Consider the following 17,712-nt stretch of genomic DNA (forward strand, 5'->3'; position numbering starts at 1 on the left):
ACGAAAATTTGAAGATTACGCCAGCTTCACCAGGGTACGGCCCTGGATCTGGTTATTGATGATCTTCGCGGCATACTCCGGCGCCTGCTCAAGGCTAATCTGAGTGGCGCTTTGGTCGTAGAAGGCGGCTGGCAGATCGCGAACCAGTCGCTCCCAGGCCTGGGCACGGCGCTCTGGCGGGGTCATCACGGAATCGACACCCTGCAGACGGACGTTGCGCAGAATAAACGGCATCACCGTGGTCGGCAGGGCAAAACCGCCCGCCAGGCCGCACGCCGCCACGCAGCCGCCGTAATTCATCTGCGCCAGCACTTTCGCCAGCACTTTGTCGCCCACGGTATCAATGGCACCGGCCCAGATCTGTTTCTCCAGCGGGCGGGTCTCAGCGAACTCGTCGCGGCCCAAAATGCGGCTCGCGCCCAGGGAACGCAGATAGTCATGGGTACTTTCGCGGCCGGACACCGCCGCCACCTGATAGCCCAGCTTATGCAGCAGGGCAACCGCCGTACTGCCGACGCCGCCGCTGGCGCCCGTCACCACAACTTCACCCGATTCAGGGCGCACTCCTGCCTCTTCCAGCGCCATCACGCAGAGCATGGCGGTAAAACCGGCGGTACCGATAATCATCGCTTTCCGGCCATCCAGCCCTTGTGGCATTGGCACCAGCCAGTCGCCATTGACACGCGCCTGCGCCGCCAGCCCACCCCAGTGGTTCTCGCCCACGCCCCAGCCGGTGAGCAGCACCTGCTGGCCGGCATGAAAACGTGGGTCTTCGCTTGAGTGCACACGTCCCGCAAAGTCAATACCTGGAACCATTGGGAAATTACGGATAATTTTTCCGGTGCCCGTAATGGCAAGGGCGTCTTTATAGTTAAGGCTGGACCAGTCGATATCTACAGTCACGGCCCCTTCAGGCAGGCGGCTCTCCTCGATTGATTGTACTGACGCAAGAGTTTTGCCTTCCTGCTGTTCTAAGATCAAAGCCTGCATACGATTCCTTACTCAGCATGATGATTGGAAAAAATTTTTTGAAGACTATACTCGCTCATTGACATGCAATGCCGATTTAACGCAATAAATTGCCAGATACACCGGATTTGGTAGTATGCCGATGCCGTATTGCAAGTTAGTACTTACTTGCTATCCTCACCAACTCACGGAGTAATCTCAAGGATGCGATTATCGACGAAGTTCTCCGCTTTTATCTCCTTGCTTACCGGATTGACCATTTTTGTCACCTTTATCGGCTGCTCGCTCAGTTTTTATAATGCGATTCAGGGGAAGCTGGCGAACCGCGTTCACTCTGTGGCGGCAGTGATTGATTCCCGCCTTGTCAGCACACCCTTTCCAGAACTTTCCCGTCAGCTGGATGAGCTGATGGCTCCGGTGGATATCATGCGGGTGGAGATTAAGCAGGGCGGCAACCTCCTTTTAAGCCACACCGGGCATACGCATTACCGGCAGGCGGGTTCACCTCCGCAGCTGCTCGAACTCACCGTCCACTCCCTGAAAAACCCCGGTATAACGATAAGCCTGGTCTATCTGGACCCCATGACCAGTTATTTTCGTTCATTGATGACCACCGCCCCGCTGACGGTAGCGGTGATTTTCATCGTGGTGCTGATCTTCCTGGCCGTGCGCTGGCTGCGGCGTCAGCTCGCGGGACAAGAATTACTGGAGTCGCGTTCCACGCGGATCCTCAACGGTGAACGCGGCGCGCAGGTGCGCGGCTCGGTCTATGAGTGGCCCTCACGTACCAGCAGCGCGCTGGACGTTTTGCTGTCCGAAATTCAGTTCGCCAGCGACCAGCGCAGCCGGATAGACACCCTGATCCGATCCTATGCCGCCCAGGACAATAAAACCGGCCTCAATAATCGTCTGTTCTTTGATAATCAGCTGGGCACTTTGCTGGAAGATCAGGAGAACGTGGGCACACATGGGGTGGTGATGATTATCCGTCTGCCGGATTTCGATCTGCTGAAAGATAACTGGGGCCGGGCAGTGGCGGAGGAGCAGCAGTTTACGCTCATTAATATGCTCTCCACCTTTATCATGCGTTACCCCGGCGCGCTGCTGGCACGCTATCACCGCAGTGATTACGCCGTATTGCTGCCGCACCGCACCCTGAAAGAGTCTGAAAGCATTGCCGGGCTGCTGTTGAAATCGGTGGATGCGCTCCCCCCCAGCAAAATGCTCGATCGTGATGATATGGTGCATATCGGCATTTGCGCCTGGCGCGGCGGGCAGACCACCGAACAGGTGATGGAGCATGCGGAAGTCGCTACCCGCAACGCGGTACTTCAGGGGGCGAACGGCTGGGCGGTTTATGATGACTCCCTGCCCGAAAAAGGGCGCGGCAACGTGCGCTGGCGAACCTTAATCGAGCAGATGCTTACCCGCGGCGGGCCGCGGATTTATCAAAAACCGGCAGTGCTGACCAGTGGCAAGGTCCATCATCGGGAACTGCTCTGCCGGCTCTTCGACGGCAATGAAGAGGTGGTATCGGCGGAGTTCCTGCCGATGGTCCTGCAGTTTGGTCTCTCTGAAGAGTACGACCGTCAGCAGATATCGCGATTGATGCCATTCTTATCCTACTGGCCTGAAGAGAACCTGGCGCTGCAGGTGACGGTGGAGTCGCTGATCCGCCCGCGTTTCCAGCGCTGGCTGCGCGATCTGCTGATGCAATGTGAAAAATCGCAGCGTAAACGGATTATTTTTGAACTTGCAGAGGCGGATGTTTGTCAACACATCAGTCGGTTACAGCCGGTTGTTCGGCTGATTAACGCGTTGGGTCCGCGCGTCGCGGTGACGCAGGCGGGTTTAACGCTGGTCAGCACCAGCTGGATCAAGGCGCTGGAGGTAGAGCTACTGAAGCTGCATCCGGGGCTGGTAAGGAATATCGAAAAGCGCACAGAAAACCAGCTGCTGGTACAGAGCCTGGTGGAAGCGTGCAAAGGAACGCAAACGCGTGTATTTGCTACAGGTGTACGCTCGCGAACGGAATGGCAGACATTGACAGAGCGCGGCGTGACAGGGGGCCAGGGGGATTTTTTCGCGGCCTCTCAGCCTCTTGACAGCAATGTGAAAAAATATTCGCAAAGATACTCTGTTTAACCTGCCGTTTGGTGAGTTTTCACGTAGAATATCGCGCCTGTAGCGTGATGTATGACGAGCAAAAAGACAGTGAACGACCTTTAACGGGTTACAAATGTACGTGAGGAATACTGCTGTTTTCTCAGCCCTGAGGGAGTCAGGCGACGATTTGTAACAAAGGAAACGTGCTGCACTAATTTTCACCGTAGCAGGCGATTTTTGCGCCTTGTCGCTGCTGCGTGTGGTTGGTAAAGTAAGCGGATTTTGTTTTCCGCCCCAGCTTTCAGGATTATCCCTTAGTATGTTGAAAAAATTTCGTGGCATGTTTTCCAATGACCTGTCCATTGACCTGGGTACCGCGAATACCCTCATTTATGTAAAAGGACAAGGCATCGTACTGAATGAGCCTTCAGTTGTGGCCATTCGTCAGGATCGTGCTGGTTCACCGAAAAGCGTAGCGGCTGTAGGCCATGACGCTAAGCAGATGCTTGGCCGTACGCCGGGTAATATCGCTGCCATTCGTCCGATGAAAGACGGCGTTATCGCTGACTTCTTCGTGACCGAGAAAATGCTTCAGCACTTTATCAAGCAAGTGCATAGCAACAGCTTTATGCGTCCGAGTCCACGTGTTCTGGTGTGTGTGCCGGTTGGCGCGACCCAGGTTGAACGTCGTGCTATTCGTGAATCCGCTCAGGGCGCTGGTGCGCGTGAAGTCTTCCTGATTGAAGAACCAATGGCTGCGGCAATCGGCGCGGGTCTGCCGGTTTCCGAAGCAACCGGTTCCATGGTGGTGGATATCGGTGGCGGTACCACTGAAGTGGCCGTTATCTCCCTGAATGGTGTGGTTTACTCCTCCTCCGTACGTATCGGTGGCGACCGCTTTGACGAAGCCATCATCAACTACGTACGCCGTAACTACGGCTCTCTGATCGGTGAAGCCACCGCAGAGCGTATCAAGCACGAAATCGGTTCTGCTTATCCGGGTGATGAAGTTCGCGAGATCGAAGTTCGCGGCCGTAACCTGGCAGAAGGGGTTCCGCGTGGCTTTACCCTGAATTCCAATGAAATCCTCGAAGCGCTGCAGGAGCCGTTAACCGGTATCGTCAGCGCCGTCATGGTTGCCCTCGAGCAGTGCCCGCCGGAACTGGCTTCCGATATCTCCGAGCGCGGTATGGTTCTGACCGGTGGTGGTGCGCTGCTGCGTAACCTCGACCGCCTGTTGATGGAAGAGACAGGAATTCCTGTCGTAGTTGCAGAAGATCCACTGACTTGCGTAGCCCGTGGCGGCGGCAAGGCGCTGGAGATGATCGACATGCACGGCGGCGACTTGTTCAGCGAAGAGTAGTCAGGTGTGAAAGGGTAGCGGATGGCTACCCTTTCTCTCTGACGCGAGAGTACGCATAGCCTATGAAGCCAATTTTTAGCCGTGGCCCGTCGCTACAGTTTCGCCTCATCCTTGGGGTGTTGGTAGCGCTTGGTGTCATTATTGCCGATAGCCGCCTCGGTACGTTCAGCCAGATCAGAACGTACATGGATACCGCCGTCAGTCCTTTCTATTTTGTATCAAATGGTCCCCGTGAATTACTCGACAGCGTCTCGCAAACCCTGTCCTCACGCGATCAACTCGAACTTGAAAACCGCGCGTTACGACAGGAACTGCTGCTGAAAAACAGCGAACTGCTGATGCTGGGCCAGTACAAGCAGGAGAATGCCCGTCTGCGCGAGCTGCTGGGCTCTCCGCTGCGTCAGGATGAGCAGAAGATGGTGACCCAGGTGATCTCCACCGTTAACGATCCATACAGCGATCAGGTGGTTATCGACAAAGGCAGCGTTAATGGCGTCTACGAAGGCCAACCTGTTATCAGCGATAAAGGCGTCGTCGGCCAGGTGGTGGCTGTTGCCAAGCTTACCAGCCGCGTATTGCTGATTTGCGATGCGACCCATGCGCTGCCGATCCAGGTTCTGCGTAACGACATCCGCGTGATTGCCGCCGGTAACGGCTGTACGGACGATCTGCAACTGGAACATCTGCCGGCGAATACCGATATTCGTGTGGGTGACGTGCTGGTGACCTCCGGTCTCGGCGGGCGTTTCCCGGAAGGGTACCCGGTTGGGGTGGTCTCCTCCGTGAAGCTGGATACTCAGCGCGCGTATACCGTGATTCAGGCACGTCCTACCGCGGGCTTGCAGCGTCTGCGCTATCTGCTGCTGTTGTGGGGCGCCGATCGTAACGGTAGCAACCCCATGACGCCGGAAGAGGTGCACCGCGTGGCAAACGAGCGTCTGATGCAGATGATGCCGCAGGTTCTGCCTGCGCCAAACTCCATGGGGCCGCCGGCGCCAGTCCCTGCGCCGGCGACAGGGCTGACCCAGCCACCGCCTGATGCGCCGCCGCCACCGCAACTCTCTCCGGGAGGGCAATAGTGGCAAGCTACCGTAGCCAGGGACGCTGGGTTATCTGGCTCTCGTTTTTGATCGCGCTGTTACTGCAAGTCATGCCCTGGCCGGACGACATTCTCGTTTTCCGGCCAAACTGGGTGCTGCTGATTTTGCTCTACTGGATCCTCGCTCTGCCGCACCGCGTAAATGTGGGCACAGGTTTTGTGATGGGTGCCATACTGGATCTGATCAGTGGCTCGACGCTTGGCGTACGCGCACTTTCCATGAGTATCATCGCATACCTGGTCGCACTGAAATATCAGCTCTTTCGTAATCTGGCGCTCTGGCAACAGGCGCTGGTGGTGATGTTGTTATCCATGGCCGCGGATATCATTGTTTTCTGGGCAGAGTTTTTAGTGATCAACGTCTCTTTCCGTCCGGAAGTGTTCTGGAGTAGTGTAGTAAACGGTGTGCTCTGGCCATGGTTATTCCTGTTGATGCGTAAGGTCCGCCAGCAATTTGCCGTGCAATAAAAGGTTTCTATGACGTCTTTATATCTCGCTTCCGGCTCCCCGCGCCGTCAGGAGTTGCTCACGCAGTTGGGTCTCTCTTTTGAACGTATCGTTACCGGCATTGAGGAAACACGGGCTGAGGGCGAAAGCGCTCAGCAGTATGTCTCTCGCCTGGCGCGGGAGAAAGCGCAGGCTGGCGTGGCGCAGGTGCCGCGCGATTTACCGGTGCTGGGCGCAGATACCATCGTGATCCTTAACGGTGAAGTCCTCGAGAAACCTCACGACGGCGAGCATGCCTTCAGGATGCTGCGCAAATTGTCCGGACAAACGCATCAGGTGATGACCGCCGTCGCGCTGGCTGATCGTCAGCACGTGCTCGACTGTCTGGTTGTCACCGATGTCACGTTCAGAGTACTCACAGATGAGGATATCGCCGGTTATATCACCAGCGGTGAACCTATGGATAAAGCAGGTGCATACGGTATTCAAGGGTTGGGTGGCTGTTTTGTCAGGAAGATCAATGGCAGCTATCACGCCGTAGTCGGCTTACCGCTGGTGGAAACGTATGAGTTGCTGAGCAATTTTAACTCACTGCGTGAGGGAATGGATAATTATGACGGCTGAATTGTTGGTAAACGTAACGCCATCGGAAACCCGTGTGGCCTATATTGATGGCGGCATTCTTCAGGAAATCCATATTGAGCGCGAAGCGCGACGCGGAATAGTAGGCAATATCTACAAAGGTCGTGTCAGTCGTGTACTACCGGGTATGCAGGCGGCATTTGTAGATATTGGACTCGATAAAGCGGCATTTTTACACGCCTCAGATATCATGCCGCACACCGAATGCGTGGCGGGAGAAGAGCAGAAGCAGTTTACCGTCCGTGATATCTCCGAGCTGGTGCGTCAGGGCCAGGATCTGATGGTGCAGGTGGTGAAAGATCCGCTGGGCACCAAAGGGGCGCGCCTGACCACCGACATCACCTTACCCTCCCGTTATCTGGTCTTTATGCCTGGCGCGTCACACGTTGGCGTCTCTCAGCGTATCGAAAGCGAAAGCGAGCGCGAGCGGCTGAAAAAGGTCGTCAGTGCTTATTGCGATGAGCAGGGCGGCTTTATCATTCGCACCGCTGCAGAGGGGATTAGCGAAGAGGATCTGGCCTCGGATGCGGCCTACCTGAAACGCGTCTGGACCAAAGTGATGGAGCGTAAAAAACGCAACCAGACCCGCTGTCAGCTGTACGGCGAACTGGCGCTGGCCCAGCGCGTGCTGCGCGACTTCGCCGATGCCCAGCTCGATCGCATCCGCGTCGACTCCCGTCTGACCTATGATGCGCTGCTCGAATTCACCGCTGAATACATTCCTGAAATGCCGGGCCTGCTGGAGCACTACACCGGCAAGCAGCCCATCTTCGATCTCTACGACGTTGAGAACGAAATTCAGCGCGCACTGGAGCGTAAAGTCGAGCTGAAGTCCGGCGGCTATCTGATTATCGATCAGACCGAAGCGATGACCACCGTGGATATCAACACCGGAGCGTTTGTCGGGCATCGCAATCTGGACGACACCATTTTCAACACCAATATTGAAGCGACGCAGGCCATTGCGCGTCAGCTTCGTCTGCGCAATCTGGGTGGCATCATCATCATCGACTTTATCGATATGAGTAACGAAGACCACCGCCGTCGCGTGCTGCATTCGCTGGAGCAGGCGCTGAGTAAAGATCGCGTGAAAACCAGCATTAACGGCTTCTCCCAGCTTGGGCTGGTAGAAATGACCCGCAAGCGCACCCGTGAAAGCGTGGAACATGTGCTGTGTAACGAGTGCCCAACCTGCCATGGTCGCGGCACGGTGAAGACGGTAGAGACGGTTTGCTATGAGATCATGCGTGAGATCGTGCGCGTGCATCACGCCTACGACTCCGACCGTTTCCTGGTCTATGCTTCTCCTTCGGTGGCGGAAGCTCTGAAAGGGGAAGAGTCACACGCTCTGGCGGAAGTGGAAATCTTTGTCGGCAAACAGGTAAAAGTACAAATCGAGCCGCTCTATAATCCGGAGCAGTTTGACGTGGTGATGATGTAAAACGCAGCGTGCTGCGAGAAAACGGCTGACAAGGAGAGACGCGTGAGGCGATTGCCGGGGATTTTACTGCTTACAGGGGCAACGCTGATAGTGATTGTCGCGCTGCTGGTAAGCGGGCTGCGTCTCGTATTGCCGCATCTGGACAACTGGCGCCCGCAGCTGCTGGCGAAGATCGAATCCGCGACCGGTGTGCCCGTCGCGGCCAGCCAGCTCAACGCGAGCTGGCAAAATTTTGGCCCGACCCTGGAAGTGCGCGACATCAACGCGCAGCTGAAAGATGGCGGCCACGTTAAGATTAAGCGTGTGACCCTGGCGCTGGATGTCTGGCAAAGCCTGCTGCATCTGCGCTGGCAGTTTCGCGATCTCACCTTCTATCAGCTGCAATTTCTGACCAACACCCCGCTGCGCAGCGACGATCAAGGCGAAGGCTTTGAAGCCAACCGCATCAGCGATCTCTTTCTGCGTCAGTTCGATCATTTCGATCTGCGCGACAGCGAGATTAGCTTTATCACCCTTTCCGGGCAGCGTGCCGAGCTGGCGATCCCCCAGTTAACCTGGCTCAACGGCAAAGAGCGCCATCGCGCTGAAGGCCAGGTCAGCCTCTCCAGCCTGAACGGACAGCACGGCGTGATGCAGGTGCGTATGGATCTGCGTGACGACAATGGCCTGCTGAATAACGGCAAAGTGTGGATGCAGGCCGACGACGTGGATGTTAAACCCTGGCTGGGGGAGTTGCTGCAGCAGGACATGCAGCTCGAAACCGCACGCTTTAGCATTGAAGGCTGGATGACTCTCACTAATGGCCAGTTCGCCAGCGGCGATCTCTGGCTTAAGCAGGGAGGCGCTACCTGGCCGGGGGAAACGCGTCAGCATCAGCTCTCTGTGGATAATCTCACCGCCCATGTGACCCGTGCCAATGAGGGGTGGCAGTTCGCCATTCCGGATACCCGTATCACCCTGGATGACAAAGCCTGGCCACGTGGGGCGCTGTCGCTGGCCTGGATCCCGGCGCAGGATGTGGGCGGCGTTAACAGTAAACGCAGCGATGAACTGCGCATTCGCGCCAGCAATCTGGAGCTGTCTGGCCTTGAGGGGCTGCGGACCATTGCGGCGAAGCTCTCTCCGGCGCTGGGCGAAGTCTGGCAGGCCACCCAGCCGGTGGGGGCGATCAACGCCCTGGCACTGGATATTCCGTTGCAGGCAACAGAAAAAACCCGCTTCAACATTGCCTGGACCGATCTCGCCTGGAAGCAGTGGGAGATGTTGCCGGGCGCCGAGCATTTTAGCGGCACGCTGGAAGGCAGCATGGAAGATGGCCGTCTGGTAGCCCATATGCGTGATGCGAAAATGCCGTATGAAACGGTCTTCCGCGCGCCGCTGGAAATTGAAAAAGGGACCGCCACCCTCCACTGGCTGAAGAACGAGAAGGGTTTCCAGCTCGACGGGCGCGACATCGACGTGAAAGCCAAAGCGGTACATGCCCGGGGTGATTTCCGCTATCTGCAACCGGCGGGCGATGAACCCTGGCTGGGGATCCTGGCGGGCATCAGCACCGACGACGGTTCACAGGCCTGGCGCTATTTTCCTGAAAACCTGATGGGTAAAGCGCTGGTGGACTATTTGAGCGGGGCCATTCAGGGCGGGCAGGCGGACAGCGCCACCCTGGCGTATGGCGGCAACCCGCACCTGTTCCCCTACAAGCACAACGAAGGGCAGTTCCAGGTGCTGGTGCCGTTACGTAACGCCACCTATGCCTTCCAGCCTGGCTGGCCGGCGCTGAAAAACCTCGATATTGAGCTCAATTTCATCAATGACGGCTTGTGGATGAAAACCGACGGCGTGGCGCTGGGCGGCGTGAAGGCCAGCAACCTGACGGCGGTGATCCCCGATTATTCAAAAGAAAAACTGCTGATCGACGCCGATATCAACGGGCCTGGAAAAGCCGTTGGGCCCTATTTTGACGAGACGCCGCTAGACGATTCGCTGGGCGCCACGCTCCAGCAGCTCCAGCTGGATGGCGATGTGAATGCTCGCTTACATCTGGATATCCCGCTGGACGGCACCATGACCACCGCAGAAGGCGACGTCAGGCTGAAAAATAACAGCCTGTTCATCAAGCCGCTGAACAGTACATTGAAAAACCTGACCGGCCAGTTCAGCTTCGTGAATGGCGACCTGAAAAGCGGGCCGCTGACCGCAAACTGGTTCAGCCAGCCGGTGAAGATCGATTTCTCCACCACCGAGGGCGAGAAAGCCTACCAGGTGGCGGTCAATATGGATGCCAGCTGGCAGCCTTCGCGGATGGATGTGCTGCCCAAAGTGGTCAGCCAGTCCCTTGAAGGCCGCTTACCGTGGAACGGCAAAGTCGCAATCGATCTGCCTTATCGTGGCACCCCGCATTACAAAGTGGACATCAGCGGCGACCTGAAAAGCGTCAGCAGCGATCTGCCTTCGCCCCTGAACAAGCGCGCAGGCGAGCCGCTGCCGGTGAAGCTGAATGTCGACGGGGATCTCAACAGCTTTACCCTGACCGGCAACGCCAGCGGGACAAATCACTTTAACAGCCGCTGGCTGCTGAACCGCAAGCTGACGCTGGATCGCGCCATCTGGACCACCGACAGCCGCACCCTGCCGCCGCTGCCGGAGCAGGCGGGTATAGAGCTCAACCTGCCGCCGATGGATGGGGCAGAATGGCTGGCGCTGTTCCAGCGCGGGGTGGGACAAAATGTGGATGAAGCGGCGCAGTTCCCGCAACACATCACGGTACGCACGCCAGCGCTGACGCTGGGCGGGCAGCAGTGGAATAACCTGAGCATTGTCTCGCAGCCCACCCTCAACGGTTCGAAAATCGATGCCCAGGGACGGGAGATCAACGCCAGCCTGCTGATGCGTGACACCGCGCCGTGGCAGGCGCAGATCCGCTATCTCTATTACAATCCGGCCTCCGTCACCGCCGGGGCAAGCAATACCGTCTCGCCGTTATCCAGTACCTCGCGAATCGATTTTAGCGGCTGGCCTGACCTACAGCTGCGCTGCGCCGAGTGCTGGCTCTGGGGACAGAAGTATGGCCGGATTAATGGCGATTTCACCATCAAGGGCGATACCCTGACCCTGGCGGGAGGGTTGATTGATACCGGCTTCGGGCGCCTGACCGCCAACGGCGAATGGGTGAACGGCGTCCGCGAGAAGCGCACCTCCCTGAAGGGGCAAATTAAGGGCAACAAGCTGGATGCCGCCGCTAACTATTTTGGCGTCACCACCCCGATTCGCGGTTCGTCGTTTGATGTCGATTACGATCTGCACTGGCGCGACATGCCCTGGAAGCCTGACGAAGCCTCGCTGAACGGCATTCTGAAAACGCGGCTGGGGAGAGGTGAAATCGCCGATCTCAGCACCGGTCATGCAGGGCAACTGTTGCGGTTACTCAGTTTCGATGCCCTGCTGCGCAAGCTGCGCTTTGACTTCAACGATACCTTTAATGAAGGCTTCTACTTCGACTCGATCCGCAGCACCGCGTGGATCAAAGATGGCGTATTGCACACCGACGACACGCTGGTGGACGGGCTGGAAGCCGATATCGCTATGAAAGGCTCCGTCAATCTGGTGCGTCGTGAGCTGGATATGGAAGCGGTGGTGGCGCCGGAAATTTCCGCCACCGTCGGCGTGGCGGCGGCCTTTGCCGTTAACCCGATTGTCGGCGCGGCCGTGTTTGCCGCCAGCAAAGTGCTGGGGCCGCTGTGGAGCAAAGTCTCTATTCTGCGCTATCACATCACCGGCCCGGTGGATAAACCGCAGATTAATGAAGTGCTGCGTCAGCCACGCAAAGATGCACAGCAATGATTTGACGCGGGCAATTAATTGCCTCACTCTCAATAGATAAGATCTTAGATACGTCCTGTGGACGGCAACGAACGAGTAGCAAAACGATGAGTCTGAACCTGGTAAGTGAACATCTGCTGGCAGCGAACGGCCTGAGCCATCAGGACCTGTTTTCCATTCTTGGTCAACTGACCGAACGCCGTCTCGACTACGGCGATCTCTACTTTCAGTCGAGCTATCACGAATCCTGGGTTTTAGAAGACAGCATCATCAAAGATGGCTCGTATAACATCGACCAGGGCGTCGGCGTACGTGCCATTAGCGGTGAGAAAACCGGCTTTGCCTATGCGGACCAGGTTAGCCTGACCGCGCTGGAACAGAGCGCGCAGGCAGCCCGCACCATCGTGCGCGAGAGCGGCGATGGCCGGGTGAAAACCCTGGGCGAAGTGCAGCACTCTGCGCTCTATACCAGCGTCGATCCGCTGCAAAGCATGAGTCGTGAAGAGAAGCTGGATATCCTGCGCCGGGTGGACAAAGTCGCCCGGGCGGAAGACAAGCGCGTGCAGGAAGTCTCGGCCAGCCTGAGCGGCGTGTATGAACTGATTCTGGTGGCGGCAACCGACGGCACCCTGGCCGCCGACGTGCGTCCGCTGGTGCGTCTCTCCGTCAGTGTGCTGGTGGAAGAGGATGGCAAACGCGAGCGCGGCTCCAGCGGCGGCGGCGGTCGTTTCGGTTATGAATGGTTCCTCAATCCGGTGGATGGCGAAGTGCGTGCCGACGCCTGGGCGAAAGAGGCGGTGCGCATGGCGCTGGTTAATCTCTCTGCCGTGGCGGCACCTGCGGGTACGCTGCCGGTGGTGCTGGGTGCGGGCTGGCCTGGCGTACTGCTGCACGAAGCGGTAGGCCACGGTCTGGAAGGCGACTTCAACCGCCGCGGCACCTCTGTGTTCAGCGGTCAGGTAGGGGAGCTGGTGGCCTCGGAACTCTGTACCGTAGTGGATGATGGCACCATGACCGACCGTCGTGGCTCTATCTCCATCGACGACGAAGGCACGCCGGGCCAGTATAACGTGCTGATCGAAAACGGCATCCTGAAAGGCTATATGCAGGACAAGCTGAATGCGCGCCTGATGGGCGTTGCGCCAACCGGCAATGGCCGTCGCGAATCCTACGCGCACCTGCCGATGCCGCGTATGACCAACACCTATATGCTGGCGGGTAAATCCACGCCGCAGGAAATTATCGAATCCGTTGATTACGGGATCTACGCCCCGAACTTCGGCGGTGGCCAGGTGGATATCACCTCCGGTAAATTTGTCTTCTCAACCTCAGAGGCCTATCTGATTGAGAAGGGCAAAGTGACCAAAGCGGTGAAAGGCGCCACCCTGATTGGCTCCGGCATCGAAGCGATGCAGCAGATCTCAATGGTGGGTAACGATCTGAAGCTGGATAACGGCGTCGGTGTCTGCGGTAAAGAGGGGCAGAGCCTGCCGGTAGGTGTCGGCCAGCCAACCCTGAAAGTGGATAACCTGACCGTCGGCGGTACTGCGTAATCTTGTCATCCTGACCCTCTCCCGCGGGAGAGGGTTACTCCTTCCTTCCCCGCATCTCCTGAAACAGCGTCGCCACCTGCACAAAATAGTCCGTCAGATAGTTAATGCACACCTGCACCTTCAGCGGCAGCTTGTCCTTTTGGGTATAGACCGCGTAAACCGGGCGTGGATCCGACTGATAGCGCGGGAAGAGGATCTCCAGTTCCCCGCTGTTGATCTCGTTAATCACCCACATCAGCGGGACGTAGGCGATCCCGGCTCCGGCCACCAGCCAGCGGGAGATGGTCATCGGATCGTTAGTCACAAAACGCCCCTGCGGCAGCAGCTTTGTTGACAGACCCTCTGGCGCAGTCAACTCAAATTCATTGTCCGGACGCACGCTGTACTCCAGCCAGGCGTGATTGCTGAGGTCCGCCGGTTTTTCCGGGATCCCCGCTCTGGCGAGGTACTTTTTCGCCGCGCACACCACCATCGGCATGCTCCCCAGACGACGCGAAAAGAGGCTCGAGTCCTGCAAAGCCCCGACGCGGATCACCACATCCAGGCCATCGGCGATCAGATCCGGGGCGGGAATACCGGTGACCAGATTAACCGTCAGCCCCGGATACTCCTGCAACATCTCAGCGGTCATTTCAGCGAGGACATTTTGTGCCATAGTTGAAGAGCAGCCGATGCGCAGCGTGCCGATGGGGGTGTTATTGAAAGCGTAGAGTTGCTCATGCACCGACTGAGCTTCATACAACATTCGCCGACAGCCCTGGTAATAGATTTTCCCGGCCTCCGTCAGGCCGAGACTGCGGGTGCTGCGGTTGAGAAGCTTCACCTGGAGGTCATCTTCCAGTTTGGCAACGGTCTGGCTGATAGAAGAGACGCTCATCTGTAGTTGCCTGGCCGCGGCAGTAAAAGAGCCCAGCTCAACGACTTTGGCAAAAACTGACATCCGTTTTAGACGTTCCATTATTCACTCTGGCTTAAAAGTGATTTAGATCACATATGATAGATAACAGCATAACAGTTACGCTAATATATTATTAATACATTATAGCTACGCCACTCTCGCCCGGCTTTTCTGGCCACTTCTGCGGTGGTGTACGCTGAATAATTCTTTCGCCTGCTCGCTCTAATCAAGGTCAACATGAGTCTGTTTCCCGTTATCGTGGTGTTCGGTTTGTCGTTCCCACCGATATTCTTCGAACTGCTTTTATCACTGGCGATTTTTTGGCTGGTGCGAAAGGTGCTGGCTCCAACCGGGATCTATGATTTCGTCTGGCACCCTGCATTGTTCAATTCCGCGCTCTATTGCTGCCTGTTCTATCTGGTATCGCGCCTGTTTGTTTGAGGTAGATGTGAAAACACTAACAAGAAAAGTCTCCCGTACCGCCATTACGCTGGCACTGGTCATCCTCGCGTTCATCGCTATTTTCCGCGCGTGGGTTTACTACACCGAATCACCGTGGACGCGTGATGCGCGCTTTAGCGCCGACATCGTCGCCATCGCCCCGGATGTGGCGGGGCTTATTACCGCCGTCAATGTGCATGATAACCAGCTGGTCAAAAAGGACCAGGTGCTGTTCACCGTTGACCAGCCTCGTTACCAGAAAGCCCTGGAACAAGCGGAAGCGGATGTCTCCTATTACCAGGCGCTGGCCGCGGAAAAACGCCGCGAGGCAGGGCGGCGTAATAAGCTGGGGGTACAGGCGATGTCCCGTGAGGAGATTGACCAGTCCAACAACGTGTTGCAAACCGTGCTGCATCAGCTGGCGAAGTCCGAGGCCACCCGCGATCTGGCGAAGCTCGATCTCGAGCGTACCGTCATCCGCGCCCCGTCCGACGGTTGGGTGACCAACCTCAACGTCTATACCGGTGAATTTATTACCCGCGGCTCTACCGCCGTGGCGCTGGTGAAACAGCACTCCTTCTATGTACTTGCCTATATGGAAGAGACCAAACTGGAAAACGTCCGTCCGGGTTACCGGGCGGAGATCACCCCGCTTGGCAGCAACCAGGTGCTGAAAGGTACCGTCGACAGCATAGCGGCAGGGGTGACCAACTCCAGCGCCACCCGCGACAGCAAAGGGATGGCGACCGTCGATTCCAATCTGGAGTGGGTGCGTCTGGCGCAGCGCGTGCCGGTGCGTATTCGTCTGGATGAGCAGCAGGGCGACCTGTGGCCAGCGGGTACGACGGCGACAGTGGTGATCACCGGTGAGAAAGACCGGGATGCCAGCCACGACTCGCTGTTCCGCAAAATTGCCCACCGTCTGCGCGAGTTTGGTTAATCGCCATGGGTATCCTTTCCATCGCCAATCAGCACCTGCGCTTCGCGATTAAGCTGGCCTTCGCCATTGTGCTGGCGCTGTTTGTCGGGTTCCACTTTCAGCTGGAAACGCCCCGCTGGGCGGTGCTGACGGCCGCGATTGTTGCCGCCGGCCCGGCGTTTGCCGCAGGCGGTGAACCTTACTCCGGCGCCATCCGCTATCGCGGGATGCTGCGTATCGTCGGCACCTTTATCGGCTGTATCGCGGCGCTGACCATCGTGATCCTGATGATCCGCACCCCGCTGCTGATGCTGATGGTGTGCTGTATCTGGGCCGGTTTTTGTACCTGGATCTCCTCCCTGGTGCGGGTAGAGAACTCCTACGCCTGGGGCCTTTCCGGCTATACGGCACTGATCATTATCATCACCATTGAGGCCAACCCGCTGTTGACGCCGCAGTTTGCCGTGGAGCGCTGCAGTGAGATCGTGATGGGGATCGTCTGCGCGATCGTAGCGGATCTGCTGTTTTCTCCGCGCTCGATCAAACAGGAGGTGGATCGCGAACTGGATGCGCTGATCGTTGCCCAGTATCAACTCATGCAGCTCTGCATCGAGCACGGCGACAGTGAAGAAGTGGATAACGCCTGGAGTGCGCTGGTGCGCCGTACCACCGCCCTGGAGGGGATGCGCAGCAACCTCAATATGGAGTCGTCGCGTTGGTCGCGGGCAAACCGCCGCCTGAAGGCGCTTAATACCGTCTCTTTAACCCTGATCACCCAGGCCTGTGAAACCTATCTGATCCAGAACACGCGCCCCGAGGCGATCACCGGGACCTTCCGGGAGCTGTTTGCCACCCCCGTTGCCACCGTTCAGGACGTGCATAAACAGCTCAAACGTATGCGCCGGGTCATCGCCTGGACCGGCGAACGCGATACGCCGGTCACCATCTATACCTGGGTTGGTGCGGCGACGCGCTACCTGCTGCTCAAACGTGGCGTGATCGGTAATACCAAAATCAGCGCCACCGAAGAGGAGGTGTTGCAGGGGGAAGTGGTGGTGAAAGCCGAGTCGGCGGAACGTCACCATGCGATGGTTAACTTCTGGCGCACCACGCTGGCCTGTATGCTGGGTACGCTTTTCTGGCTCTGGACCGGCTGGACCTCCGGCAGCGGTGCGATGGTGATGATCGCGGTGGTCACCTCGCTGGCGATGCGTCTGCCTAATCCCCGGATGGTGGCACTCGATTTTCTGTATGGCACGCTGGCGGCGCTGCCGCTTGGCGCCTTCTATTTCCTGGTGGTTTTGCCCTCGACCCAGCAAAGCATGCTGTTGCTCTGTCTGAGTCTCGCGGTTATGGCCTTCTTTATTGGTATCGAGGTGCAGAAGCGACGCCTCGGATCGCTGGGGGCCCTGGCCAGTACCATCAATATTCTGGTGCTGGATAACCCGATGACCTTCCACTTCAGCCAGTTTCTCGACAGCGCGCTGGGGCAGATTGTCGGCTGCTTCCTGGCGATGATGGTGATCCTGCTGGTGCGCGATAACTCTCAGGCCCGAACCGGCCGCGTACTGCTGAACCAGTTCGTTTCTGCCGCCGTCTCGGCGATGACCACTAATACCGCCCGGCGTAAAGAGAACCATCTGCCTGCGCTCTATCAGCAACTCTTTTTACTGCTGAACAAGTTCCCGGGCGATATCGCGAAATTCCGCCTGGCCCTGACGCTGATCATCGCCCACCAGCGTCTGCGCAACGCGCCGATTCCGGTTAATGACGATCTCTCTGCCTTCCACCGCCAGCTGCGGCGTACTGCCGATCATGTGATTTCGGCGTCCAGCGACGACAAGCGCCGACGCTACTTCACGCAGCTGCTGGCGGAGCTGGATATCTATCAGGAAAAACTGCGTATCTGGGACGCACCGCGACAGGTGACCGAACCGGTGCAGCGGCTGGTGGGCATGCTGCATCGTTACCAGAATGCCCTGACCGACAGCTGATCCTTCCGAAAACCGACGCCA

13 protein-coding genes are annotated in these 17,712 nt (G+C 57.5%); 11 read left to right on the forward strand and 2 right to left on the reverse strand.

Annotation, left to right across the window (positions count from 1 at the left end; genetic code table 11):
- Positions 1-15 precede the first annotated feature (15 nt).
- Entirely contained in the window at positions 16-990 is a 975-nt protein-coding gene (locus DVA44_RS02405; protein ID WP_114316564.1) for an MDR family oxidoreductase, read from the reverse strand.
- Positions 991-1,173: 183 nt separating this feature from the next.
- On the opposite strand from DVA44_RS02405, the gene csrD reads away from it, so the two are divergent.
- The 8 genes from csrD (at position 1,174) to tldD (ending at position 13,439) form a co-directional block, all read left to right on the forward strand.
- A complete protein-coding gene (csrD, locus tag DVA44_RS02410; protein WP_103824963.1) occupies positions 1,174-3,114 on the forward strand; it encodes an RNase E specificity factor CsrD in 1,941 nt (646 codons plus the stop codon).
- Between the two features lie 280 nt (positions 3,115-3,394).
- The gene (mreB, locus tag DVA44_RS02420; RefSeq protein WP_000913396.1) at positions 3,395-4,438 is read left to right on the forward strand and encodes a rod shape-determining protein MreB; all 1,044 of its coding nucleotides are present in this window, start codon (positions 3,395-3,397) and stop codon (positions 4,436-4,438) included.
- 62 nt (positions 4,439-4,500) lie between these two features.
- Entirely contained in the window at positions 4,501-5,517 is a 1,017-nt protein-coding gene (gene mreC / locus DVA44_RS02425; RefSeq protein ID WP_103177231.1) for a rod shape-determining protein MreC, read from the forward strand.
- A complete protein-coding gene (mreD, locus tag DVA44_RS02430) occupies positions 5,517-6,005 on the forward strand; it encodes a rod shape-determining protein MreD (RefSeq protein ID WP_103177230.1) in 489 nt (162 codons plus the stop codon). Before mreC ends, mreD begins: the two co-directional genes overlap by 1 nt.
- A 9-nt stretch (positions 6,006-6,014) precedes the next feature.
- Positions 6,015-6,608, forward strand: coding sequence for a nucleoside triphosphate pyrophosphatase (locus DVA44_RS02435; RefSeq protein WP_114385647.1), 594 nt, complete (start codon positions 6,015-6,017; stop codon positions 6,606-6,608).
- The gene (gene rng / locus DVA44_RS02440) at positions 6,598-8,067 is read left to right on the forward strand and encodes a ribonuclease G (protein ID WP_103177228.1); all 1,470 of its coding nucleotides are present in this window, start codon (positions 6,598-6,600) and stop codon (positions 8,065-8,067) included. Before DVA44_RS02435 ends, rng begins: the two co-directional genes overlap by 11 nt.
- Positions 8,068-8,109: 42 nt before the next feature.
- On the forward strand, positions 8,110-11,907 hold the full coding sequence (gene yhdP / locus DVA44_RS02445; protein ID WP_114385648.1) for an AsmA2 domain-containing protein YhdP: 3,798 nt from the start codon (positions 8,110-8,112) through the stop codon (positions 11,905-11,907).
- Positions 11,908-11,993: 86 nt separating this feature from the next.
- Complete coding sequence (tldD, locus tag DVA44_RS02450; protein ID WP_103824959.1) at positions 11,994-13,439, forward strand: metalloprotease TldD; 1,446 nt, start codon at positions 11,994-11,996, stop codon at positions 13,437-13,439.
- Positions 13,440-13,473: 34 nt separating this feature from the next.
- Here the strand turns inward: tldD and aaeR are convergent, their stop codons facing one another.
- Positions 13,474-14,397, reverse strand: a complete 924-nt coding sequence (gene aaeR, locus DVA44_RS02455; RefSeq protein ID WP_114316568.1) for an HTH-type transcriptional activator AaeR — start codon at positions 14,395-14,397, stop codon at positions 13,474-13,476.
- Positions 14,398-14,574: 177 nt separating this feature from the next.
- Between aaeR and aaeX the strand changes: the two genes are divergently transcribed.
- The 3 genes from aaeX to aaeB are packed head-to-tail and all read left to right on the forward strand — an operon-like array spanning position 14,575 to position 17,691.
- Positions 14,575-14,778: a p-hydroxybenzoic acid efflux pump operon protein AaeX gene (aaeX, locus tag DVA44_RS02460; protein WP_032614553.1), complete on the forward strand. Its 204-nt coding sequence runs from the start codon at positions 14,575-14,577 to the stop codon at positions 14,776-14,778.
- A 7-nt stretch (positions 14,779-14,785) separates the two neighbouring features.
- Positions 14,786-15,718: a p-hydroxybenzoic acid efflux pump subunit AaeA gene (gene aaeA, locus DVA44_RS02465; protein ID WP_114388365.1), complete on the forward strand. Its 933-nt coding sequence runs from the start codon at positions 14,786-14,788 to the stop codon at positions 15,716-15,718.
- A 5-nt stretch (positions 15,719-15,723) separates the two neighbouring features.
- Complete coding sequence (gene aaeB / locus DVA44_RS02470; RefSeq protein WP_114385649.1) at positions 15,724-17,691, forward strand: p-hydroxybenzoic acid efflux pump subunit AaeB; 1,968 nt, start codon at positions 15,724-15,726, stop codon at positions 17,689-17,691.
- Positions 17,692-17,712 lie beyond the last annotated feature (21 nt).

This window comes from Leclercia sp. W17, assembly GCF_003336325.1.
Taxonomy (GTDB): Bacteria; Pseudomonadota; Gammaproteobacteria; order Enterobacterales; family Enterobacteriaceae; genus Enterobacter.

Coding starts and splice junctions, on each gene's coding strand:
- DVA44_RS02405 (WP_114316564.1), bottom strand. CDS start 990: ATGCAGGCTTTGATCTTAGAACAGCAGGAAGGCAAAACTCTTGCGTCA.
- csrD (WP_103824963.1), top strand. CDS start 1,174: ATGCGATTATCGACGAAGTTCTCCGCTTTTATCTCCTTGCTTACCGGA.
- mreB (WP_000913396.1), top strand. CDS start 3,395: ATGTTGAAAAAATTTCGTGGCATGTTTTCCAATGACCTGTCCATTGAC.
- mreC (WP_103177231.1), top strand. CDS start 4,501: ATGAAGCCAATTTTTAGCCGTGGCCCGTCGCTACAGTTTCGCCTCATC.
- DVA44_RS02435 (WP_114385647.1), top strand. CDS start 6,015: ATGACGTCTTTATATCTCGCTTCCGGCTCCCCGCGCCGTCAGGAGTTG.
- rng (WP_103177228.1), top strand. CDS start 6,598: ATGACGGCTGAATTGTTGGTAAACGTAACGCCATCGGAAACCCGTGTG.
- tldD (WP_103824959.1), top strand. CDS start 11,994: ATGAGTCTGAACCTGGTAAGTGAACATCTGCTGGCAGCGAACGGCCTG.
- aaeR (WP_114316568.1), bottom strand. CDS start 14,397: ATGGAACGTCTAAAACGGATGTCAGTTTTTGCCAAAGTCGTTGAGCTG.
- aaeX (WP_032614553.1), top strand. CDS start 14,575: ATGAGTCTGTTTCCCGTTATCGTGGTGTTCGGTTTGTCGTTCCCACCG.
- aaeB (WP_114385649.1), top strand. CDS start 15,724: ATGGGTATCCTTTCCATCGCCAATCAGCACCTGCGCTTCGCGATTAAG.